Annotated in this window: 19 protein-coding genes; 14 read left to right on the top strand and 5 right to left on the bottom strand. The window is 70.2% G+C overall.

The genetic code is table 11. The features are described 5' to 3' along the window. Positions 1–42 precede the first annotated feature (42 nt). The 8 genes from ureA (at position 43) to cimA (ending at position 10,063) form a co-directional block, all read left to right on the top strand. Positions 43–750, top strand: a complete 708-nt coding sequence (ureA, locus tag ACZ5K7_RS45710) for an urease subunit gamma (RefSeq protein WP_351711052.1) — start codon at positions 43–45, stop codon at positions 748–750. Continuing rightward, positions 747–2,459, top strand: coding sequence for an urease subunit alpha (locus ACZ5K7_RS45705; protein ID WP_468924034.1), 1,713 nt, complete (start codon positions 747–749; stop codon positions 2,457–2,459). The genes ureA and ACZ5K7_RS45705 overlap by 4 nt, the downstream gene beginning before the upstream one ends. 27 nt (positions 2,460–2,486) lie before the next feature. Further along, entirely contained in the window at positions 2,487–3,524 is a 1,038-nt protein-coding gene (locus tag ACZ5K7_RS45700; protein WP_468924031.1) for an agmatine deiminase family protein, read from the top strand. 18 nt (positions 3,525–3,542) lie between these two features. After that, complete coding sequence (locus ACZ5K7_RS45695) at positions 3,543–4,142, top strand: TetR/AcrR family transcriptional regulator (protein WP_351711058.1); 600 nt, start codon at positions 3,543–3,545, stop codon at positions 4,140–4,142. 121 nt (positions 4,143–4,263) lie between these two features. After that, on the top strand, positions 4,264–5,553 hold the full coding sequence (locus ACZ5K7_RS45690) for a TolB family protein (RefSeq protein ID WP_468924027.1): 1,290 nt from the start codon (positions 4,264–4,266) through the stop codon (positions 5,551–5,553). Between the two features lie 146 nt (positions 5,554–5,699). Further along, positions 5,700–6,830 (top strand): TolB family protein, encoded by a 1,131-nt coding sequence (locus ACZ5K7_RS45685; RefSeq protein ID WP_468924024.1) that lies wholly within the window; start codon positions 5,700–5,702, stop codon positions 6,828–6,830. 37 nt (positions 6,831–6,867) lie between these two features. Next, complete coding sequence (locus tag ACZ5K7_RS45680) at positions 6,868–8,169, top strand: MFS transporter (RefSeq protein ID WP_468924021.1); 1,302 nt, start codon at positions 6,868–6,870, stop codon at positions 8,167–8,169. A gap of 283 nt (positions 8,170–8,452) precedes the next feature. Then, the gene (gene cimA / locus ACZ5K7_RS45675; RefSeq protein WP_468924018.1) at positions 8,453–10,063 is read left to right on the top strand and encodes a citramalate synthase; all 1,611 of its coding nucleotides are present in this window, start codon (positions 8,453–8,455) and stop codon (positions 10,061–10,063) included. 56 nt (positions 10,064–10,119) lie between these two features. On the opposite strand, the gene ACZ5K7_RS45670 is transcribed toward cimA, so the two are convergent. Then, positions 10,120–11,985: a ricin-type beta-trefoil lectin domain protein gene (locus ACZ5K7_RS45670; protein WP_351711068.1), complete on the bottom strand. Its 1,866-nt coding sequence runs from the start codon at positions 11,983–11,985 to the stop codon at positions 10,120–10,122. Positions 11,986–12,111: 126 nt separating this feature from the next. Here ACZ5K7_RS45670 and ACZ5K7_RS45665 point away from each other — a divergent pair, with 126 nt between their 5' ends. Both ACZ5K7_RS45665 and ACZ5K7_RS45660 read left to right on the top strand, forming a co-directional pair. Next, entirely contained in the window at positions 12,112–15,126 is a 3,015-nt protein-coding gene (locus tag ACZ5K7_RS45665) for a glycoside hydrolase family 3 protein (protein ID WP_468924014.1), read from the top strand. 41 nt (positions 15,127–15,167) lie between these two features. Further along, positions 15,168–16,535, top strand: coding sequence for a hypothetical protein (locus ACZ5K7_RS45660; RefSeq protein ID WP_468924011.1), 1,368 nt, complete (start codon positions 15,168–15,170; stop codon positions 16,533–16,535). A gap of 96 nt (positions 16,536–16,631) precedes the next feature. Here ACZ5K7_RS45660 and ACZ5K7_RS45655 read toward each other — a convergent pair whose 3' ends face one another. From ACZ5K7_RS45655 to ACZ5K7_RS45645, 3 genes are all read right to left on the bottom strand, one after another. After that, positions 16,632–17,414, bottom strand: a complete 783-nt coding sequence (locus ACZ5K7_RS45655) for a serine protease (protein WP_351711074.1) — start codon at positions 17,412–17,414, stop codon at positions 16,632–16,634. 447 nt (positions 17,415–17,861) lie between these two features. Beyond that, the gene (locus ACZ5K7_RS45650; RefSeq protein WP_393841340.1) at positions 17,862–18,047 is read right to left on the bottom strand and encodes a DUF397 domain-containing protein; all 186 of its coding nucleotides are present in this window, start codon (positions 18,045–18,047) and stop codon (positions 17,862–17,864) included. Next, positions 18,044–18,865 (bottom strand): helix-turn-helix domain-containing protein, encoded by an 822-nt coding sequence (locus tag ACZ5K7_RS45645; protein ID WP_468924006.1) that lies wholly within the window; start codon positions 18,863–18,865, stop codon positions 18,044–18,046. The genes ACZ5K7_RS45650 and ACZ5K7_RS45645 overlap by 4 nt, the downstream gene beginning before the upstream one ends. Before the next feature lie 112 nt (positions 18,866–18,977). Between ACZ5K7_RS45645 and ACZ5K7_RS45640 the strand changes: the two genes are divergently transcribed. From ACZ5K7_RS45640 to ACZ5K7_RS45630, 3 genes are all read left to right on the top strand, one after another. Then, positions 18,978–19,385: an ATP-binding protein gene (locus ACZ5K7_RS45640; protein WP_468924003.1), complete on the top strand. Its 408-nt coding sequence runs from the start codon at positions 18,978–18,980 to the stop codon at positions 19,383–19,385. A gap of 457 nt (positions 19,386–19,842) precedes the next feature. Next, positions 19,843–20,169, top strand: coding sequence for a hypothetical protein (locus ACZ5K7_RS45635; RefSeq protein WP_450973504.1), 327 nt, complete (start codon positions 19,843–19,845; stop codon positions 20,167–20,169). A gap of 57 nt (positions 20,170–20,226) precedes the next feature. Next, complete coding sequence (locus tag ACZ5K7_RS45630; protein ID WP_468923998.1) at positions 20,227–20,910, top strand: DUF899 family protein; 684 nt, start codon at positions 20,227–20,229, stop codon at positions 20,908–20,910. A gap of 110 nt (positions 20,911–21,020) precedes the next feature. Here ACZ5K7_RS45630 and ACZ5K7_RS45625 read toward each other — a convergent pair whose 3' ends face one another. Then, a complete protein-coding gene (locus tag ACZ5K7_RS45625; RefSeq protein ID WP_468923995.1) occupies positions 21,021–21,620 on the bottom strand; it encodes a YceI family protein in 600 nt (199 codons plus the stop codon). 493 nt (positions 21,621–22,113) lie between these two features. On the opposite strand from ACZ5K7_RS45625, the gene ACZ5K7_RS45620 reads away from it, so the two are divergent. Then, a partial coding sequence (locus ACZ5K7_RS45620) for a carboxyl transferase domain-containing protein (RefSeq protein ID WP_468923992.1) occupies positions 22,114–22,318 on the top strand: 205 nt, incomplete at its 3' end.

Raw genomic sequence — 22,318 nt, 5'->3', positions numbered from 1 at the left:
GAGTGGTGTTCTAAGTGCAGGAAGCGAAGGAGGTACCGGGACGTGCGACTGACCCCCACGGAACGTGACCGGCTGCTGCTCTTCGGAGCCGCCGAGCTGGCCCGCGCCCGCCGCGCCCGGGGCCTCAGGCTGAACGTGCCGGAGGCCACCGCGCTGATCGCGGACACCGTCTGCGAGGCCGCCCGGGACGGCAGGCGGCTCGCCGAGGCCGTCGAGGCGGCCCGCTCCGTCCTCGGCCCGGCCGACGTGCTGCCCGGTGTCGCCGACGTCGTCACCGAGGTGCATGTCGAGGCCGTCTTCGACGACGGGTCGAGGCTCGCCGTGGTCACCGACCCGATCGGAGGCGGGGGACTGGGCGAGGACGCGCCCGGCGCGCTGCTGCCGGGGCCCGAGCACGCCGACCCGGAGGCGGTCGTACGGCTGCCCGTGACCAACACCGCGACCGTCCCCGTCTCCGTCACCTCCCACTTCCACTTCTTCGAGGCCAACCCGCGCCTCGACTTCGACCGTGCCGCCGCCTACGGCCTGCGGCTCGCCGTGCCCGCCGGCTCCTCCGTGCGCTTCGGGCCGGGGGAGTCCCTGGAGGTCGGCCTGGTGCCGATCGGCGGCGCCCGGGTCGCCATCGGCTTCGCCGGCCTGGTCGACGGGCCGCTGGACGCGCCCGGCGCCCGCGAGGAGGCGCTGCGCCGCGCGGCCGCCTGCGGCTACCTGGGCGTTCACGACATCCGCGACCAGGAGGCAGACCGATGAGCCGTCCCGGAGGGCACCCGGCCGAGGCCCGCCGCCTCACCCCGTACGAATACGCGGCCACCCACGGCCCCCGCGCCGGCGACCGGGTCCGCCTCGGCGACTCGGGGCTGGTGATCCGCGTCGAGGGCGACTCCCAGCGCTACGGCGACGAGTTCCTGGCCGGTTTCGGCAAGACGGCCAGGGACGGGCTGCACCTCAAGGCCGCCGCCGTTCGCGAGACCTGTGACGTCGTGATCAGCAACGTCGTCGTCATCGACGCCGTGCTCGGGATCCGGAAGGTGTCCATCGGCATCCGCGAGGGGCGGATCTGCGCGATCGGACGGGCCGGGAACCCCGACACCCTCGACGGCGTCGACGTCGTGGTCGGCACCGGCACCTCGATCATCTCCGGCGAGGGGCTGATCGCCACCGCCGGGGCCGTCGACACCCACGTCCACCTGCTGTCGCCGCGCATCATGGAGGCCTCGCTGGCCTCCGGCGTCACCACGGTCATCGGGCAGGAGTTCGGCCCGGTGTGGGGCGTCGGCGTCAACTCGCCCTGGGCGCTCAAGCACGCGTTCAACGCCTTCGACGCCTGGCCGGTCAACATCGGCTTCCTCGGACGGGGTTCGTCGTCCCACGCGGCCCCCCTGGTGGAGGCGCTGGCCGAGGGCGGGGCGTCCGGCTTCAAGGTGCACGAGGACATGGGCGCCCACACCCGGGCGCTGGACACGGCCCTGCGGGTCGCCGAGGAGCACGACGTCCAGGTCGCCCTGCACAGCGACGGGCTGAACGAGTGCCTGTCGGTGGAGGACACCCTCCGGGTGCTGGAGGGCCGCACCATCCACGCCTTCCACATCGAGGGCTGCGGCGGCGGACACGTACCGAACGTCCTGAAGATGGCCGGCGTCCCCAACGTCATCGGCTCCTCCACCAACCCCACCCTGCCCTTCGGCCGGGACGCGGTCGCCGAGCACTACGGGATGATCGTCTCCGTCCACGACCTGAAGACCGACCTGCCCGGCGACGCGGCCATGGCCCGCGACCGGATCCGCGCCGGGACCATGGGCGCCGAGGACGTGCTGCACGACCTGGGCGCGATCGGCATCACCTCGTCCGACGCGCAGGGCATGGGCCGGGCCGGGGAGACCGTCCGCCGTACCTTCGCCATGGCCGGCAAGATGAAGGCCGAGCTCGGCGCCCCGGACGACGGCCACGACAACGAGCGCGTGCTGCGGTACATGGCCAAGCTGACCATCAACCCGGCGATCGCCCACGGGCTCGCGCACGAGGTCGGCTCGATCGAGGTCGGCAAGCTGGCCGACATCGTGCTGTGGTCGCCCGAGTACTTCGGGGCCAAGCCGCAGCTCGTCCTCAAGTCCGGCTTCCCGGCCTACGGCGTGACCGGCGACCCGAACGCGGCCACCGACACCTGCGAACCCCTGGTCCTCGGACCCCAGTTCGGGGCCCACGGGGCGACCCCCGCCGACATCTCGGTGGCCTTCGTCGCCCAGGCCGCGCTCGACCAGGGCAACGACACGATGCCCACCCGGCGCCGCCGGGTGGCGGTCCGCGGCACCCGTGGCATCGGCCCCGCCGACCTGCGGCTCAACTCCCGTACCGGAGCGGTCGACGTGGACCGGCGCACCGGCCTGGTCACCCTCGACGGCGAGCCTCTGCGCTCGGAGCCCGCCGACTCCGTCTCCCTCAACCGCCTGTATTTCTTGTAAATGTCACAGTCTGTAAGGACCCCCACCATGGACAAGGCTGCCGCCGACGGCTTCCGGATGCCCGCCGAGTGGACCCCGCACGAGCGCACCTGGATGGCGTGGCCGGGTCCCAACCCCACCTTCGACGACCCCGACGACCTCCTCGCCGCCCGGATGGCCTGGGCCTCGGTGGCCCGCGCGATCCTGCGCTTCGAACCGGTGACGATGGTGTGCGGCCCCGGTCAGTCGGCGGCCGCCCAGGCGCTGCTCGGCCCGGGCGTCGACACCGTCGAGCGCGAGCTGGACGACGCCTGGATGCGGGACATCGGGCCCACCTTCCTCACCAACGGGCGTGAACTGGCCGCCGTGGACTGGACGTTCAACGGCTGGGGCGCCCAGCACTGGGCCCGCTGGGAGCACGACGCGAAGATCGCCGGGTGTGTCTCGGACCTCGCGGGCGCGAAGACGTACGCCTCGAAGCTGGTGAACGAGGGCGGTGCGATCCACGTCGACGGCGAGGGGACCGTCCTGCTGACCGAGACCGTGCAGCTCGGGCCCGAGCGCAACCCCGGGTGGAGCCGCGCGGAGGTCGAGGCGGAGATCCACGCGATGCTCGGCACCCGCAAGGCCGTCTGGCTGCCCCGCGGCCTCACCGGCGACTACCCTCCGTACGGCTTCGGGACCCTCGGCCATGTCGACATCGTCGCCGCCTTCGCCCGCCCGGGAGTCGTGGTCGCGCACTCCCAGCCGGACCCCGCGCATCCCGACCACGAGGTGACCAAGGAGGTCATCGGCCTGCTGCGGTCCCAGACGGACGCGCGCGGCCGCACGCTGGAGGTCGTCGAGGTCCCGGCCCCGACCGTCCTGGAGGCCGACGGCCACTGGGCCGACTACTCCTACATCAACCACTACCTCTGCAACGGCGGGGTCGTGCTCTGCGGCTTCGACGACCCGCGCGACGAGATCGCCGCCGGGATCTTCCGCCGTCTCTTCCCCGAGCGGACGGTGACCCTGGTGGACGCCCGTACGATCTTCTCCGGCGGTGGCGGCATCCACTGCATCACGCAACAGCAGCCGAAGATCTAGCAGTACGAGGAGCAGCACATGGCCGGTGGGCGCAGACAGGCCCCGCCCCGCGAGGACGTGCTCGCCGCCGCCATGGACATGATCGCCGAGCGCGGTCTGGAGAAACTCACCATGGCCGCGCTCGGCCACGAGGTCGGCATGAGCAGCGGCCATCTCCTCTACTACTTCCGCTCCAAGGACGAACTGCTGCTCCAGACCCTGGAGTGGAGCGAGGGCCGGCTGGGTGCCGAGCGCGGCCGGCTGCTCACCCGCCGCGGCACCGCCCGCGAGCGCCTCGACGCCTATGTCGACCTGTATGTCCCCGTCGGCCACCGTGACCCGCACTGGACGCTCTGGCTGGAGGTGTGGAACCGCTCGCAGAACGCCGACGAGGCCGCCCGCGACCGCCAGGCCGCCATCGAGGGCGCCTGGCACCGCGACCTGGTGGCCCTGCTCGCGGAGGGCATCTCGCGGGGCGAGTTCCGGCCCGTCGACGCCGACCGCTTCGCCGCGCGGCTGCGCTCCCTGCTCGACGGCTTCTCCATCCATGTGGCGATCGGCCTGCGCGGCACGGACCGGGCACAGGTTCTCGGCCATGTACGCGAGTTCCTGGAAGCGGATCTCCTCGCGGACGCGTGACCTTCCGACCCGGTTGTACGCCATATGGGCGATTGACCCGGGTTGTGTGGTGCGGTTGCATCCCGTTGAGCCCTCGGCACGGGCCGGGGGCACGGGGAACGACACGATTCCGGGGGTAATCATGTCCACAGTCACACGCGGGCACTTAGCCGTCGCCACCGCGCTGGGCGGTGCCGCACTGCTCGCGCTCACAGGAACCGCGGCCCCGACCGCCGCCGCGACCGCCCACGCGCCACGCACCGAACGGGTCAGCAAGGCCACCGACGGCACCCAGGCCGACGCCGCCTCCGCCGCCCCCGCGCTGAGCGCCGACGGCCGCTACGTGGCCTTCACCTCGGCCGCCGGCAACCTGGTCCGCGGCGACCGCAACGGCGTGGCCGACGTCTTCGTACGCGACCTGCGCACCGGCCGCACCGAGCGGATCGCGAAGGGCCCGGCGAGCACCCCGGCCCTCAGCGGCGACGGCCGCTACGTCGTCTTCGCGACCTCGGCCGCGCTCGCCAAGGGCGACGACAACGGTGTCGCCGACATCTACCTCTACGACCGCCGCACCCACCGAACGGAACGCATCAGCAAGGGCCACCCCACCGACTGGCTGGCCAACTCCTACCCCGCGATCAGCGCGAACGGCCGGGTCGTCGCCTATGCCACCTCGGCCCCGGACGCCGCGCCAGGCGACACCAACGAACGCGCCGACGTGATCGTCCACGACCGCCGCACGGGCCGTGACCAGCTGGTGCAGTACACCACTTCGGGCGTGCTCGCCGACGCCGACGCACTCTTCCCGTCCCTCAGCGCCGACGGCCGCTACGTCACCTTCGACACCCCGGCCCAGCTGGACCCGGCCCAGGTACAGACCTCCAAGACCAGGACGGTCTACGTCCGGGACCTGCGTACGCAGACCACCGAGCAGATCAGCCGCCCCACCCGGTACGCCTACAAGAACTACGCCGACGACTCCTCGATCAGCGGGAACGGCCGCCTGGTCGCCTTCGAGTCCAGCCTCTATTACCTGGTCCCCGACGACACCAACAGGCAGCCCGACATCTTCGTCTACGACCGGACCCGGCAGGCCACCGTCCGCGTCAGCACCGCCGCCGACGGCACCCAGGCCGACGGCCCCAGCCAGGACCCGAGCCTGAGCGCGAACGGCCGCTACGCGGCGTTCACCTCGACCGCCGGCAACCTGGTCCCCGGTGACACGAACGGCGTCGCCGACATCTTCGTCAAGGACCTGAGGACCGGCGCGATCACCCGCGTCAGCCTCGGCACCGGCCAGGCCGACGGCGCCTCGTCCGCCGCCGCCCTGAGCGCCGACGGCAAGGCGGCCGCCTACGCCTCGACGGCCACGAACCTCGTCCGGGGCGACACGAACGGCGTCGCCGACGTCTTCGTACGGAAGACGAGGTGACAGGACACCGAGCCGACGCCGAGCCGACGCCGAGCCGACGCCGAGCCGACGCTGGGCCGTGTCCGTCGGCCCCGCCGGCACGTTCGCCCCGCCGAGTTCAGCTCCACGTCCACCACCGATCAGCACACCACCGGGGGATCACCGCCTTGAACGTCCGTACCCGCACCGCCCTCGCCGCCGCCCTCGCGGCCGCCGCCCTGGCCGCGACCGGGGCGACGGCCGTCGCCGCGCCCGCCGCGGCCCCGCGCACCGAACCGGTCAGCGTCACGCCCTCCGGGGCGGCGGGCGACGGCCCGTCGACCGGTGCGGTCGTCAGCCGCGACGGCCGCTACGTCGCCTTCTCCTCGACCGCCACCGACCTGCTCCCCGGCGCCCCGCACGGCGGGGTCTTCGTCCGTGACCTGACGACCGGAAAGCTCACGCACGCGGCCGACGGCACCGACCCGTCGCTCAGCGCCGACGGCCGTCGCCTCGCCTACACCGCGGGCACCGGCCTGCGTCTCCTCGACCGCCGCACCGGCCGCACCGAGCGCCTGGACACCGGCCTCCCGGCGGGCTTCGGCGCGGGCTCCCACGCCCGGCTGAGCGGCACCGCCCGCTACGCCGTCTTCACCGCCACCAGCGACGCCGACGGCCCGGTCGTCTTCCTCCGCGACCGCGACAAGCACACCACCGAGCGGATCAGCCCGCCGAAGCCGACCTGGGAGCCGCGCAGCGCCGGCGCCCCGACCGTCAGCGACGACGGCCGCCGGATCGTGTACCAGTACACCTACTCCAACGGCCCGCGCGGCGACGACTGGAGCGACATCTGGCTCTACGACCGCGCCACCGGCAGGCGCACCCAGATCGACCGCTCCACCGACGGCTCGCCCACCACCCGCGAGTCCCTGAACCCGGCCCTCAGCGCGGACGGCCGTACCGTCGTCTTCGAATCGGCCGACACCCATCTGGTTCCGGCCGACACCGACAACAGCTGGAACGTGTTCGTCCACCACATCGCCACGGGCGTCAACGACCGTATCCAGGGCTACGGACGGGACGCGGCGGTCAGCGCCGACGGCCGGTACGTCACCCTCACCACCCACGAGGGTTCCGCATACCCGCTGTACATGAGCGACTTGAGGAACCACAGCCGTGTCCTGGTCGCCGAGGAGGGGCGGGCGGCTCCCGGCGGGGTCACGGGCGGCCGTGTCGCCTTCACGTCCTACGACGGCACCCTCAACCCGCACGGGGACACCAACAACGAACAGGACGTCTTCGTCCGGCATTTGCAGTAAAGGAATCTCATGTTCCCCCGCCGGGCAGGAACGGCCCATGGGACGACAACACTGGAAGAAGATCTGGGTCGGTTCGGCGGGCAACATGGTCGAGTGGTTCGACTGGTTCGTGTACGCGAGCTTCGCCACCTACTTCGCCGGGGCGTTCTTCCCGAGCGGAAATCCCACCGCACAGCTGATGAACACCGCCGGCATCTTCGCCGTCGGGTTCTTCATGCGCCCGGTGGGCGGCTGGCTGCTCGGCCGGGTCGGTGACCGCAAGGGCCGCAAAGCGGCCCTGACCCTCACCGTCACCCTCATGTCGGTGTCCGCGCTCCTCATCGCCGTAGCCCCGACCTACGACGTGGCCGGCTACGGCGGAGCCTTCGTGCTGCTCGTCGCCCGCCTGCTGCAAGGCCTGTCGGTGGGCGGCGAGTACGCGGCCAGCGCCACCTACCTCACCGAGGCCTCGGACCCGCGCCGGCGCGGCTTCGCCTCCAGCTTCCAGTACGTGTCGATGACCGCGGGCCAGATCGCCGGCCTCGGCCTGCTGATCGTCCTCCAGCACACCCTCTCCGACACCGCGCTGCACGACTACGGCTGGCGCATCCCGTTCGTCGTCGGCGCGCTCGGTGCCGCCGTGGTCTTCTACCTGCGCCGGACCATGCTGGAGACCGAGGTCTACGCGGAGGACACCTCGGACACCGCCGAGCGCGGCACCCTGCGCGCGCTGTGGCGGCACCGGCGGGCGGCGTTCCTGGTCGTCGCGCTGACGATGGGCGGCACGGTCGCCTACTACACGTACACGACCTACCTCACGAAGTACCTCTCCAACTCCGCGGGCCTGTCCAAGGAGACCGCCACCCTGGTCTCCTTCACCGCGCTCACCGTCTTCGCCTGCCTCCAGCCGCTCGCCGGTGCCCTCTCCGACCGCATCGGCCGCCGCCCGCTGCTGATCACCTTCGCGGTCGGCTGCACCGTCCTCACCGTGCCGATCCTGACCCTCCTCAAACACGTGAACGGATACTGGCCCGCTCTCGGCCTCTCCCTGCTCGCCCTCGTCATGGTCACCGGCTACACCTCGATCAACGCCTGCGTGAAGGCCGAGCTCTTCCCGACCGGCGTGCGCGCCCTGGGCGTGGCCCTGCCCTACGCCCTCGCCAACGCCCTGTTCGGCGGAACGGCGGAGTACATCGCCCTGTGGTTCAAGAACGCCGGGATCGAGTCCGGCTTCTACTGGTACGTGGCGGGCTGTGCCGCCGTATCGCTTGTGGTGTACGTCACCATGCGGGAGACGAAGGACCTGGATCTGGCACGGATGAGGTCTCAGGATCCATCCACCGTGACGACCGCATCCTGAGACGGTCGGTGAGCCGGGGGCGGGTTGTGCCAGACTTCCCCCGTGCTCTCGTTCGCCATGATTATTGGCAGCAGGCGCGCCGGTCCGCAGTGACCACCACGTACGACCAGGTACGGGTGGCCATCGTCGTCCTCGACCCGCGCGCAGACCTCTCGCACCCGCGAGGGGTTTTTTCGTTTTCCGGCCCACCTTCAGCCGGAAGGCCAGCGCGAGGGACCATGGAGGGACGGTGGAGCCGGTCATTCCGGTACGACCGAGATTCGACATCAGGAGCCTAGTGACCATGACCGAGACGGCAACCAACGAGCTGGACGACTCGTTCCACGTCTTCGACACCACGCTGCGCGACGGTGCGCAGCGCGAGGGCATCAACCTCACCGTCGCGGACAAGCTGGCCATCGCACGGCACCTGGACGACTTCGGCGTGGGCTTCATCGAGGGCGGCTGGCCGGGCGCCAACCCCCGGGACACCGAGTTCTTCGCCCGCGCCCAGCAGGAGATCGACTTCAAGCACGCCCAGCTGGTCGCCTTCGGCGCCACCCGCCGGGCCGGTGCCAAGGCGGCGGAGGACCCGCAGGTCAAGGCGCTGCTGGAGGCCGGTGCCCCGGTGATCACCCTGGTCGCCAAGTCCCACGACCGCCACGTCGAACTGGCGCTGCGCACGACCCTCGACGAGAACCTGGAGATGGTCCGCGACACGGTGTCCTTCCTGAAGGACCAGGGCCGCCGCGTCTTCGTCGACTGCGAGCACTTCTTCGACGGCTACCGCGCCAACCCCGAGTACGCGAAGGCGGTCGTCCGGGCCGCCTCCGAGGCGGGCGCCGACGTGGTCATCCTCTGCGACACCAACGGCGGCATGCTCCCCGCCCAGGTCAACGCCGTGGTCTCCACCGTCCTCGCCGACACCGGCGCCCGGCTCGGCATCCACGCCCAGGACGACACCGGCTGCGCGGTCGCCAACACCCTGGCCGCCGTCGACGCCGGCGCCACCCACGTCCAGTGCACGGCCAACGGCTACGGCGAGCGCGTCGGCAACGCCAACCTCTTCCCGGTGGTCGCCGCCCTGGAGCTCAAGTACGGCAAGAAGGTCCTGCCCGACGGCCGGCTGCGCGAGATGACCCGCATCTCCCACGCCATCGCCGAGGTCGTCAACCTCACGCCCTCCACCCACCAGCCCTACGTCGGCGTCTCGGCCTTCGCCCACAAGGCCGGCCTGCACGCCTCCGCGATCAAGGTCGACCCGGACCTGTACCAGCACATCGACCCCGAGCTGGTCGGCAACACCATGCGCATGCTGGTCTCCGACATGGCCGGCCGCGCCTCCGTCGAACTCAAGGGCAAGGAACTCGGCATCGACCTCGGCGGCGACCGCGAACTGGTCGGCCGGGTGGTGGAGCGGGTGAAGGAGTACGAGCTCAAGGGCTACACCTTCGAGGCCGCCGACGCCTCCTTCGAACTCCTCCTGCGCGCCGAGGTGGAGGGCAAACGGCGCAGCTACTTCCGCGTCGAGTCCTGGCGGGCCATCGTCGAGGACCGCCCCGACGGCACCCACGCCAACGAGGCCACGGTCAAGCTCTGGGCCAAGAGCGAGCGCATCGTCGCCACGGCGGAGGGCAACGGCCCGGTCAACGCCCTCGACCGGGCCCTGCGCGTGGGCCTCGAAAAGATCTACCCGCAGCTCGCCAAGCTCGACCTGGTCGACTACAAGGTCCGCATCCTGGAGGGCAAGCACGGCACCGAGTCCACCACCCGGGTCCTGATCTCGACCTCCGACGGCAGCGCCGAGTGGTCGACGGTGGGCGTCGCGGAGAACGTCATCGCCGCCTCCTGGCAGGCCCTGGAGGACGCGTACACGTACGGCCTGCTCCGGGCGGGCGTGGAGCCGGCGGAGTAACAGCGGTGAAGCCGGGGGCTGGGCTCACAGCCCCCGGCTCGTTCCGCCGTACCGCCTTACTGCAGATGCCACTTCTGGTTCGCGGCGCCCGTGCACGTCCAGATCTGGGCCCGTGTCCCGTTCGCCGACGAGTTGCCCGTGACGTCCAGGCACTTGTTCGCCGCCGCGTTCACCACGTCACCCGTCGACGCGTTGTACGACCACTGCTGTGCCCCGGTGCCGTTGCAGTCGTACAACTGCACCTTCGCCCCGTCCGCCGTGGAGGCCGACGTCACGTCGAGGCACTTGCCGAGCGCGCGGACCGAGCCGTCGGACTGCACGGTCCACTGCTGGGCGGTGGATCCGTTGCAGTCGTAGAGCTGCACGGCCGTACCGTTCGTGCTCGAACCGCCCGCCACGTCCAGGCACTTGCTCGCGAGCCCGACGAAGGCGCCCGTCTGGCTGCCGCCACCCGACTGGGTGCCGGACCAGGTGAAGGTCGCCGAGGTCTTGCCGGGCAGTGAGTAAGTGGCGTGCTGGGAACCCCAGTTGATGGTGACGGTCTTGGCGGCGGACGAGTCGTTGTAGGCGATCAGCGCCTTGGACCCGTCCGGGTTGCGCCAGGCCACGTTCGGCACGGCGCTGGACGCGGTGGAGGCGATCCGCTGCGCGCCGGGCCGGACGAACTTGGTCAGGTGCCCCATCGTGTAGTACTCGACCGTGTAGTCGACCGTGCCGCTCGCCCCGTCCCCGTTGTGCACGGTGATCAGCCCGGTGCAGGTGCCGCAACCGCCGTTGTGCGGGCCCATGTTCTGGTCCACGGCCAGCGACCACTTCGTCACCGACTTCGCCCAGTTGCGGGTGTAGTCGATGATGTTGTTCATGTCCTCGCGCTGCTGGTTGGCGATCCAGGTGCCGCCGGAGTGCTCGGTGCCGAAGGCGTCCAGCGTGGGGTACTGGTTGTGGACGGTGGTCTGCTTGTTGATGTCACCGCCGTAGCCGTGCCAGGCGATCCCGCCGAAGTTGGGGTGGTTGCGGATCGCCGAGTCGTCGACGCTCGCGGCCGCGTAGGAGTCGTACACGTCCCAGTTCCAGTCGTGCGCGAGGACCTTGGTGGAGAGCCCGGCGGCCTGGAGCTTCGGCAGCAGTTCGCTCTTGAGGAAGTACTGCAGGCCCGAGGCGTTCCAGCTCATCGACGGGTAGCCGGAGCAGCAGGTCGGCTCGTTCTGCGGGGTGACGTAGGAGACCTTCACGCCCTGCGCCTGGTAGGCCTGGAGGTACTTCACGAAGTACGAGGCGTAGGCCCCGTAGTCCTCCGACTTCAGCCAGCCCCCGTTGAGCGAGCCGCTGTCCTTCATCCAGGCCGGAGCCGTCCATGGCGAGGCCATGACAGTCAGAGAGGGGTTCAGCTGGAGCGCCTGCTTGGTGAGCGGGACGACGTCCGCGAGGTCGTGGGAGATGGAGAAGCTGTTGAGGTTCGGGTCGGTCTGCCCGGCGGGTATGTCGTCGTACGTGTACCCGTACCGGGCCAGGTCCGAGGCGCCCATCGGATTGCGCAGGAACGACAGTCCGATGCCGTCCGTCGGCGAGAACAGCTTCTGCATGGTCGCGTTCCGGGTCGCCGCCGACAGCGCCCCGCTGCTGTTCATCAGCCAGGCCGCGGTGTCGGTGAAGGACGCGCCGCCGCCGGTGAAGGTCTGGTAACGGGTGTTCTCGTCGACGGTGATGTTCTCGCCGCTGCCACCGCTGCCGGACTGGAAGGCGAACGGCGTCTGCGCCTGGAGTCCGCGGGTGACATGGCGCCCGCCGGAGTCGTCGGTGGTGGTGAGGTACGCGGTGACCTGCTCGCCGGCCGCGTGCGCGGACGGCGCGACCGCGCCGAGGCCGGCCACGGTGAGCAGCCCGGCCAAGAACAGCCGGACCGTGTGGGGGGTGGTTCTCATGGACACATCGCCCTTCCTGACGGATGTCTTGACGGGGGTGCGAGCCGTTAGTTAACTCACGTCGTGATCTAAGCCATGAGTGAACTGTGAGAGCCCTGAGTGAACCAGAGAGTCGAGGGAAGGTCCATGCCAAGAGCCGCCCTGCTCGTCTCCACCGCCCTACTCGCAGCCCTGATGCCCCTGTCGGCGGCCCGCGCCGCCGACGACCCAGCCCCCACTCCCGTCGACCGCTTCGAAGGCGAGGTCCCCTTCGCCGCCCAGCCCGCCGAGGGCATCTTCACCTGGGGAGGCGACAGCGACGACCCGCCCGCCCTCCAGCTCGCCGACCGCGCCGACGCCCCCGAGGGCACCAAGGTCCTCTCCGGGACGTACAACATCAGCGGCTACGGCGGCTTCACCCACGACTTCGCCGCCACCGAGCCCGCCCACGACTGGTCCGCCCACAAGGGCATCCGCTTCTGGTGGGACGGCCAGGACAACGGCAAGAAGATCAACTTCGAGATCAAGGACGGCGGCGCCAACGGCGAGGCCTCCGAGCTGTGGACGACGTCCTTCACCGACGACTTCTCCGGCTGGAAGCAGGTCGAGATCCCCTTCGGTGACTTCGTCTACCGCACGGACTACCAGCCCGTCGGCGGTATCGACCACGTCCTCGGCCTGACCCAGATGTGGGGCTACGCGCTCACCCTCCCCGTCGGGCTCCAGGGCCATTTCGCCATGGACGACGTGGAGTTGTACGGCAAGGCCGATCAGGCCCTGCGCGCCTCCGTCACCACGGACGCGGCCGTCTACCCGGTCCAGGAGGGCCGTACCGCCTCCGTCAAGGTCTCCCTCGGCACCACCGGCTCCGCCCCCCTCGACGAGCCCGTGACCGTCGCCTACGAGACCGCCACGACCGGCACCGCCGACTCCGGCAAGGACTACACCCCGGTCTCTGGCACCCTCACCTTCCCGGCCGGTACGGTCTCCGGGGCCACGCAGACCATCAAGGTGCGCACGCTCAAGGACCGGTCCGGCGAATCGGCAGAGACCATCCCGCTGAAGCTCACCGTCACCGGCGCCAAGGCCCCCGCCGAGACCCCGCAGGTCGTCATCGACGCGCACGGACTGCCGTATCTGGACAGCAAGTTGCCCGTGAAGGAGCGGGTCACCGACCTCCTCTCCCGGATGTCCCTGGCCGAGAAGGTGGGCCAGATGACCCAGGCCGAGCGCGGTGCCGTGGGCAACGGCGGTGACGTCGCCGCCTACGACCTCGGCTCGCTGCTCTCCGGCGGCGGCTCCACTCCCACGCCCAACACCGCCGCGGCCTGGGCGAAGATGATCGACGGCTTCCAGCTCCGGGCGCAGGCGACGCGGTTCCAGATCCCGCTGATCTACGGCGTGGACGCGGTGCACGGCCACAACAACCTCGCCGGCGCCACGATCATGCCGCACAACATCGGCATCGGCGCGACCCGCGACCCCGGGCTCGCCGAGGACACCGGCGCGGTGACGGCCGCCGAGGTCCGCGCCACCGGCATCCCCTGGGACTTCGCCCCCTGCCTCTGCGTCACCCGTGACGAACGCTGGGGCCGCTCCTACGAGTCCTTCGGCGAGGACCCCGCCCTGGTGAAGTCCATGGAGACGATGATCCAGGGCCTCCAGGGCCGGGCCGACGGACGTGACCTGAAGGACGACGACAAGGTCCTGGCCACCGCCAAGCACTTCGTCGGCGACGGCGGCACCGAGTACGGCTCCTCCACGACCGGGTCGTACACGATCGACCAGGGCGTCACCAAGGTCACCCGGCAGCAGCTGGAGGCGGTCCACCTGGCGCCGTACCAGACCGCGGTCGACCGGGGCATCGGCACGGTCATGCCCTCGTACTCCTCGCTCGACATCCTCGGCGACGGCCAGGGCCCGGTGAAGATGCACGCCCGCGCCGACATGATCAACGGGGTGCTCAAGGGCCGGATGGGCTTCGACGGCTTCGTGATCAGCGACTGGAACGCCATCGACCAGCTCCCCGGCGACTACGCGGCCCACGTCAGCACGTCGGTCAACGCGGGCGTCGACATGATGATGGTCCCGTACAGCTACCAGGACTTCACCAAGACCCTGACCGACGAGGTGAACGCCGGCCGGGTCAGCGAGCAGCGCGTCGACGACGCGGTCTCCCGCATCCTCACCCAGAAGTTCCGGCTGGGCCTGTTCGAGCACCCGTACGCCGACACCTCCGGCGCCTCGAAGATCGGCTCCGCCAAGCACCGGGCGGTGGCCCGGCAGGCGGCCGCCGAGTCGCAGGTCCTGCTGAAGAACTCCGACAGCGTCCTGCCCCTGAAGAAGTCGCAGAAGGTGTACGTCGCCGGGTCCAACGCCGACGACCTCGGCAACCAGACCGGTGGCTGGACCATCACCTGGCAGGGCGCCTCCGGCACCCACACCACGGGCACCACCATCCTGCAGGGCATGAAGAACGCCGGCGGAGACGTCACCTACTCCAAGGACGCCTCGGCGCCGACGAGCGGCTACGACGTGGGTGTGGTCGTCGTCGGCGAGACCCCGTACGCCGAGGGCATCGGAGACGTCGGCAACGGCAACGACCTGGCGCTGACCCCGGCCGACCAGGCCGCCGTGGACAAGGTGTGCGCGGCCATGAAGTGCGCGGTGCTGATCGTCTCCGGGCGCCCGCAGCTGATCGGCGACCGGCTCGGCGAGATCGACGCCCTGGTGGCGTCCTGGCTGCCGGGCACCGAGGGCGACGGCGTGGCCGACGTGCTCTACGGGAAGGAGGCCTTCACCGGCCAGCTCCCGGTCACCTGGCCGAAGTCCGAGGCCCAGCTGCCGATCAACGTGGGCGACGCGTCGTACGACCCGCAGTACCCGTACGGCTGGGGTCTGACGACCCTGAGCAAGCCGTCGAAGGGCGGCGAGGCCACCCTGCGGGCGCTCGGCGTCGCGGCGAAGGCCGCGGAGCGGACGGGCGCCGCCTCGGCCGGCCGGAAACTGGTCACCAAGGCGCGGCTGCTGGTGCAGGCTGAGATCGGACAGTCGATCACGGCAGCCGTCTCGAAGCCCTTCGCCGACGCCGACCACCTGCTGCTGACCGGCGAGTACGCGGCGGCGGTGGAGAAGCTGACGGAGGCGTACGAAGCAGCATAAGAAATGACTGGTTATGGGAGGCTTCGGGTAAATTGCGAAACATGAAGGCCGTGCTACGGACCCGGACCCGAAGCCTCCCAGGCCTGCTGCTGGCCCTGCTGGTGATCGCCCTCACGGCGTTCGCTCCGCAGGCCACGGCGGCCACCGGTGTCTCGACGATCGCCGACGCCCTGCGCAAGAGCCCGGTGTACGTCGACCCGGCGGCCGCCGCCCAGCTGTCCACGGCCGAGGCCGACACCCTGGCCCGGCAGATCAAGGACGCGAACAAACCCCTGTTCATCGCCGTCCTGCCGGCCGACTACCCCACCGCGGACCTCTTCACGAACCTGCGCACCGCCACCGGCATCACCGGCCTGTACGCCGTCCGGCTCGGCGACCGCTTCGACGCCCGCGCCGACTCCTCGGTCCTGCCCCGGACGGCCGTGCAGAACCTGGTCACCAGCGTCCAGGGCGAGAAGGCGAACACCCAGCTGACCGACTTCACGAACCGCGCCCTGACCAACCTCGGCGGCAAGGCACCCGCGTCCTGGGGCGGCGGCAGCGCGGACGGCTCCGGCGTCTCCACCACGGCGCTGATCACGATCGGCGCGGTGGTCGTGGCCGGCGGAGCGGGCGCCTACGCCCTGGTCCGCCGCAACCGCCGGCGCCACCAGGAGGAGCAGCGGGCCGCCCTGGACCGGCTCCGGGTGGTCGTGGACGAGGACATCACCGCCTTCGGCGAGGAACTGGACCGCCTCGACTTCCACCCGGCCGAGCCGGGCGCCGACGACGCCATGCGCGCGGACTACGAGCGCGCGCTGAACGCCTACGACCAGGCGAAGCAGTACATGGCCGACGCCCGGGGACCGGAGGACGTGCGCGGGGTCACCCAGGCCCTGGAGGACGGCCGCTTCTCGCTGGCCCAGCTGGCCGCCCGCCGCGAGGGCCGCCCGCTTCCCGAGCGCCGCCCGCCGTGCTTCTTCGACCCGCGGCACGGCCCCTCGGTCACCGACGCCACCTGGACCCCGGCCGGCGGCTCGCCCCGCGAGGTGCCGGTCTGCGCGGCCGACGCCACCCGGCTGGCCGACGGCCGCGACCCGGCGATCCGCGAGGTCGACACCGACCAGGGCCGCCGCCCCTACTGGGACGCGGGCCCGGCCTACGGTCCCTGGGCGGGCGGCTACTTCGGCGGCGGCATCCTCCCCGGCCTCCTCATCGGCACGGCCCTGGGCGGCTGGATGTCCGCCCCCGCCTACGCGGCCGACTACGGCACCGGTTACGGCGACTTCAACACCGGCGGCTACCAGGGCGGCGACGTGTCGGGCGCGGACTTCGACCCGGGCGACTTCGGGGGCGGGTTCGGGGACGGTGGGGGAGGAGACTTCGGCGGCGGGGGCGGCGACAGCGGCGACTTCGGCGGCGGTTTCTGACGTACGGGGCACGGGCCCGGCACGTGGCGGCGCCGGACCCGTGCCCGTGGCTGTGCTACAAGGCGTACGAGGCGTACGAGGTGTACGAGCCGTGAGTCAGAGCGTGGCCGCCGCCGCGGCGATCGCGGAGGCGAAGGTCGAGACCTCGGAGTAGACACCGGGGGCGTTGGCCCGGGCGCAGCCGATGCCCCAGCTGACTATGCCGACCTGGATCCACGCACCGGCGTTGTCCCTGCGGAACATGGGTCCGCCGGAGTCGCCCTGGCAGGTGTCGACGCCGCCCGCCGCGTAGCCGGCGCAGATCTCGTCGGTCGCGACCAGGCCGCTGTAGCCGCTGTAGGAGCGGCAGGTGGCGTCGCTGACGAACGGCACGGTCGCCTTGAGGAGGTAGCGCTGCTGGGCGCCGCCCTCGGAGGCCGAACCCCAGCCGGCGATGGTGAAGGTGCCGGTGTTGTACGTCGTGGTGGTGGCGATGGGCAGCGTCGCCAGGTTGATGGGCGAGGCGAGCTTGATGAGCGCCCAGTCCTTGCCGTTGCCGTTGTAGCCGGGGGCCCGGTAGACGTAGGTGGACTTGACCTGGACCCGGCCGGTGGTCGACTGGAGGTCCACGACACCGGCGGTGGCCGTGATGCTGGTGTTGGCGCCGGTGCCGCTCACACAGTGCGCGGCGGTGAGCACGATCTGCGGGGTGTAGAGCGCCCCGCCGCAGCCCATGGAGAGCCGGACCATGAACGGGAACTCGCCCTGCGCGGCACGGGTTCCGCCGACGACGGGCTGCGGGGCGGCCTGCGCGGCGGAGACGGGCTGAAGGCTGACGACCGCGAGGACGGCCGCACCGGCGAGGGCGCATCTCCTGAGCGCCTTGAGGAGCTTCTTCACGTGATGCCTTCCGTGGAGGTGGGGAGTATGTGACATGCGCATGCCAAACAAGACATCACGAGGGCCGCCGTAAAGGAAAACCCATGTACTGGCATGAGCTCGTCAAATTCTGTTGCTGGATTATGGGAACGCTGTGAGAGCTCACACAAGGGGTGTGATCCGGCCACACCTACGAGGACGGCGCCCCGGGCATCGCCGGCAACGGCAGACGCCTGCCCGGGATGCAACCCGAGCGCGACCAGCGCCCGCGCGTCGACGAATGCACCGAACCTCCCCCACCAGTGCCCGTCGTCCCCCCTCCCGCACGCGAGTTCCCACCGCACCTCGTCGATCACGAAGGGCATCCGGTCGATCCCACGCTCCCGCAGTCAACCGTGCGCGGCGGCAAGGGGAGTCGGACGCCCCGGCAGGTTCAGGTACGAGGCGACGAGGACCCAGTCGATCTGCTCAGCGGGCGAGGCGCTCGAGGAAGTCGCTCCAGGCGGAGGGAGAGAGGGTGAGCATCGGTCCGGCGGGGGTCTTGGAGTCGCGGACGTGGATGGCGGAAGTGTGTGAGGCGACCTCGACGCAGTTGCCGCCCTCGTTGCTGCTGTAGCTGGACTTGAACCAGGCAAGCGACGCTGCGGTGTTCATGACTCTCCTAGCAGTCCATTCAAGTAGCGCACGCTCTCCTCGGGCGAGAGGGCCTGCGACCGCAGCATTCCATACTTGTGGTGATAGTCGCTGACCTCGTCGGGATCGTCGACGAGAAAGCTCGCTCGCTGTACCTCCAGGTAGACGAGGTAGTTGTGCTCGGGTGTCTCCAGTAGTGTCATGGGGCCCGCGAGCCCCGCATGCGGCATGCGGTTCATGGGCATGATCTGCACGCTCATGTGGATGGGTTCGGTGTACTCCAGGATCTGGCGGACCTGTGCCCGCATCACTTCACGGTTGCCGACCTCTCGCCTGAGGATGCTCTCCTCCAGGATGAAGTGCCCCACGGGCGGGCGGTCCCGCTGCCAGATCAACTGCCTTTCCATTCGGGCGTTGACCCATTGCTCGGCCGTCTCGGTCCCGAGCGCGGGATAGCGGGAGTCAAAGGTGGCGCGGCAGTATTCCCTGGTCTGGAGCAGTCCAGGCACCAGCTGGATCTCGTACGACAGAACTCCCAGCGCTTCCTGCTCGTGATCAATGAGCCCCTGCGCGAACTGGACGATCCGCTCCCGCACCGGCATCTTCGCCACCAGCACGCCCAACGCCCCGCCCGTTCCCAGCAGTTCGTCGAACTGCTCCGCCCGATCCGGCTGAAGGGCAAGCCGCCCCTGCTCGACCGAGCCCACCGTGTCGACATGCAGGTTGGCGAGTTCGGCGAACTGCTCCTGTGTGAGCCGGGCCTGTTTCCGGTAGTGGGCGACGAGCGCTCCGACCGCGTGCCACGAACCGACCTTCTTGGGCTTCCTCGCCACGTGCATGCGTGTCCCTTTCCCCCGTGCCCGCCCGAACCGCTCGTAGTGGACTCGTAGAAGTCAGAACTACGACTTCACTCACTGATCCATGGTAATCACTCACAGTGACACTCGCCTCATGAACCCCGAACCTCAACACCCCCACATCCGCGAGGCGTTCTACCGCCGGGACCGCAGATCCGTCGGCGTGGCCCGCGACTTCACGCGCACGGTCCTGGCCGACTGGGAGGTCGGCCCGCGCGCGGACGACGTACTGCTCTGCGTGAGCGAACTGACCACCAACGCCGTGCTCCACGGCGTACCCCCGGGCCGCGGCTTCCGCCTCCGGCTGACCCTGCACCCCGACGGAGTCCTCCGCACCGAGGTCCACGACAGCGGCCCGGGCGAACTCCGCTACGGCGACATGTCACCGGACTCGGAACACGGCCGGGGCCTGCTGCTGGTCAGCCTGCTCGCGGACAAGTGGGGGGTGGGGGAGCGGGAGCCGGGGAAGGTGGTGTGGTGCGAGTTCGCGGTGCGGGAGTGACTACATCTGAGCGTTCCGACGAGCCTTGGCGGCCTTTTCGGGGACCTGGGCCCGCTCGTATGCCTCGGCGCTGGCGGTCCAGGCCGCTTGCGCGTCGAGGGCTTTGCCTTGCCGTTCATGAAGACGTGCGATGTTCCAGCGGACTCTGCCCACGTCGTACCACTCACCGAGCCGGCAGATGGTGGTGCTCCGCCTTTCCCACCGCAGGTCCGTGGAACGTGGCCTTCTGAAAGTCGATGTGATCGTGACTGTCCATCGGATTCCCCGCAGCTCTCTGCCCCCTTGAGTACTGCTCATCTTGGACCACGGCATCTGACGACCTCGGTGGAAAGCGAGTGGCTGACCGGCCGTCTCTGTCCGGTGAGTGACCGCTCCCGCCCGCTCTCGTCAAGGGAAACGTACTTCCGGGAAACGTGCTTCCCGAAACCACTTCGCGGCTCCGGAGACTTTCGGGGGCATGCCGATCGATGTCTCGTACGGGACCGTCCCGGACCAGGCGGAGCGCACCGGACACGAGATCGACGTGGTTGTCCGAGGTGCTGTGGGCCAGGACAGCGGAGTCCTGCTCTCCCTGGGAGAGGCCAAGTGGGATCAGGTCATGGGCCTGGGGCACCTGGAGCGGCTGCGTCACGTCACCGCGCTGCTGGCCGGGCGTGGTGTGGACATCTCCGCCGTCCGGCTCGCCTGCTACAGCGGAGCCGGGTTCACCGACGACCTCCGGGCCGTGGGTGAACGGGGCGAGGTGGTGCTGGTCGACCTGGCGCGTCTCTACGAAGGTGAGTGAGCCAGGTCACCGGCCTAGACTTGAGGCCCGGGAGGGGCCCCACTCCAGGAGGACGCGATGGTGCGGCAGACGAGGCTGGCCGGGGAGTCCGGGGAGTATCTCGGTGCCCGCGAGGAGCTGCGGCTGGCCGAGATCGAGCTGATGCGGCGCCGGGAGGAGGTCGCGGCGCTGCGCCGGGCGCTCCCGCAGGGGCCGGCCGTCGACGACTACGTCTTCCTCGAAGGGCCCGGCGACCTCGGCGCCGGTGACACCCCGGTCCGTGAGGTCGCGTTGAGCGAGCTGTTCACCGCTCCCGAACGCCCGCTGATCGTCTATCACTTCATGTACGGCAAGCTCCAGACCAGCCCCTGCCCGATGTGCAGGATGTGGATCGACGGCTACAACGGCATCGCCCACCACGTCGCCCGGAACGCGGACTTCGTCATCGCAGCGGCCGCCGACCCGCCCACCCTTCGTCGGTACGCCCGCGATCGCGGCTGGCATCGGCTGCGGCTGCTCAGCTGTGGTGACAGCACGTTCAAGTACGACCTGGGCAGTGAGGACGAGGACGGCGCCCAGGACTCCACGGTCTCCGTCTTCACCCGCGACGGCGACGGCACGGTCCGGCACACCTACTCCGCCCATCCGCGCATGGCCGGCGACATCCAGGAGCGCGGCATCGACCTGCTGACACCCGTCTGGCACCTCCTCGACCTCACCCCGCGAGGGCGCGGCGACTGGTACCCGACCACCGACTACTAGGGCCCAGGACACACGCAGGAGTCCGGAGACGGCCGAGCGCCCGCCCTCAGGGGAGTCGAGGGCGGGCGCTCAGCGGGCGTGATCGGGGCCGGCGGTCCGGCGCCGTGGGCTCACGCGTTCTTGATCGCGGAGATGTCGAAGTTCAGCTTGATCTTGTCGGAGACGAGCACGCCACCGGTCTCCAGCGCCGCGTTCCAGGTCACGCCCCAGTCGGAGCGCTTGATCTCGGCCTTGCCCTCGAAACCGACGCGCTCGTTGCCGAACGGGTCCTTGGCAGCGCCGTTGAACTCCAGGTCGATGGTGACCGGCTTGGTGACACCGAGGATCGTGAGGTCGCCGGTGATGCGGTAGTCGTCGCCGCCGAGGGCCTCCGCCTTGGTGGAACGGAAGGCCATCGTCGGGAACTCGTCCGTCTTGAAGAAGTCCGCCGACTTCAGGTGACCGTCACGGTCCGGGCTGCCCGTGGTGATGCTCTCCATCTTGATGTCGAGGGAGGCGGTGGACTTCGCCGGGTCCGCGCCGTCCAGGTGCAGCGAGCCCTCGAACTCCTGGAAGCTGCCCTTGACGTTGGTGACCATCGCGTGCCGGGCCACGAAGCCGAGCGTGGTGTGCGCCGGGTCGATCGTGTAGTCGCCGGTCAGCGTGGCCGTGTCGGCACCGGGGACGGTGGCGGCGGTGGTGTCGTCGTTCTTGCGGCCGAAGATGCCCATGACGTGCTCCTTGTGGGGACGGGTCGCGGCCTGGGAGCGGTGGCTGCCGAAGGCGCGGACCGTTGATGTTTAACGTTCAACGAACTCAACGGCGCCCACCGTAGCCCTATTCCGTACAACCTTCAACATCATCCGTTCCTGTGTCGCGCTTATTACGCAGCGTAACGTCGTGTGTGCCGGACCGCGACGTGACGGGAGGGTGTGGCGAGAGTGCGGGTTAGGCTCGGTGGTGAGCGGGTCACGCTGCGGACGAAGCGGCCGACGGACCCGCCGTCCGGGGGCCCCTTCACTCCGGGGGTGGTATGGGCCACCGGCGAATGTGAGGCGCGTCTCAGGCGTCGCCTTTGTGGCACCCCTACAACGCCACAGCCCTCTGAGCAGTCGGAACGGCTGCATGTCGTTCTGGTTCTGTTCACTGGTTCCAGGAAAACGGGTCGGAGACTGTACGGAGTCGACGTCTCGTAATCCTTGGTGTCCTTCGTAAGGTCGCTACATGACCGTTTTGGAAGAGACGACGGGTGAGCCCACCGGTGAGCCGACGGACGCACGCGGGCGGGTCGCCGAGCTGCACGAGATCCGTGCGGTGGCCGTGGCGGGGCCCAGCGAGAAGGCGACCGAGGCGCAGCATGCCAAGGGCAAGCTGACGGCCCGGGAGCGTATCGAGCTGCTCCTGGACCCGGACTCCTTCCAGGAGGTCG

This window comes from Streptomyces sp. NPDC031497 (assembly GCF_055580905.1).
This window is presented reverse-complemented; position numbering and strand designations above follow the sequence as displayed.

Coding starts and splice junctions, on each gene's coding strand:
- ACZ5K7_RS45705 (WP_468924034.1), top strand. CDS start 747: ATGAGCCGTCCCGGAGGGCACCCGGCCGAGGCCCGCCGCCTCACCCCG.
- ACZ5K7_RS45700 (WP_468924031.1), top strand. CDS start 2,487: ATGGACAAGGCTGCCGCCGACGGCTTCCGGATGCCCGCCGAGTGGACC.
- ACZ5K7_RS45695 (WP_351711058.1), top strand. CDS start 3,543: ATGGCCGGTGGGCGCAGACAGGCCCCGCCCCGCGAGGACGTGCTCGCC.
- ACZ5K7_RS45690 (WP_468924027.1), top strand. CDS start 4,264: ATGTCCACAGTCACACGCGGGCACTTAGCCGTCGCCACCGCGCTGGGC.
- ACZ5K7_RS45680 (WP_468924021.1), top strand. CDS start 6,868: ATGGGACGACAACACTGGAAGAAGATCTGGGTCGGTTCGGCGGGCAAC.
- cimA (WP_468924018.1), top strand. CDS start 8,453: ATGACCGAGACGGCAACCAACGAGCTGGACGACTCGTTCCACGTCTTC.
- ACZ5K7_RS45670 (WP_351711068.1), bottom strand. CDS start 11,985: ATGAGAACCACCCCCCACACGGTCCGGCTGTTCTTGGCCGGGCTGCTC.
- ACZ5K7_RS45665 (WP_468924014.1), top strand. CDS start 12,112: ATGCCAAGAGCCGCCCTGCTCGTCTCCACCGCCCTACTCGCAGCCCTG.
- ACZ5K7_RS45660 (WP_468924011.1), top strand. CDS start 15,168: ATGAAGGCCGTGCTACGGACCCGGACCCGAAGCCTCCCAGGCCTGCTG.
- ACZ5K7_RS45650 (WP_393841340.1), bottom strand. CDS start 18,047: ATGAACACCGCAGCGTCGCTTGCCTGGTTCAAGTCCAGCTACAGCAGC.
- ACZ5K7_RS45645 (WP_468924006.1), bottom strand. CDS start 18,865: ATGCACGTGGCGAGGAAGCCCAAGAAGGTCGGTTCGTGGCACGCGGTC.
- ACZ5K7_RS45640 (WP_468924003.1), top strand. CDS start 18,978: ATGAACCCCGAACCTCAACACCCCCACATCCGCGAGGCGTTCTACCGC.
- ACZ5K7_RS45635 (WP_450973504.1), top strand. CDS start 19,843: ATGCCGATCGATGTCTCGTACGGGACCGTCCCGGACCAGGCGGAGCGC.
- ACZ5K7_RS45630 (WP_468923998.1), top strand. CDS start 20,227: ATGGTGCGGCAGACGAGGCTGGCCGGGGAGTCCGGGGAGTATCTCGGT.
- ACZ5K7_RS45625 (WP_468923995.1), bottom strand. CDS start 21,620: ATGGGCATCTTCGGCCGCAAGAACGACGACACCACCGCCGCCACCGTC.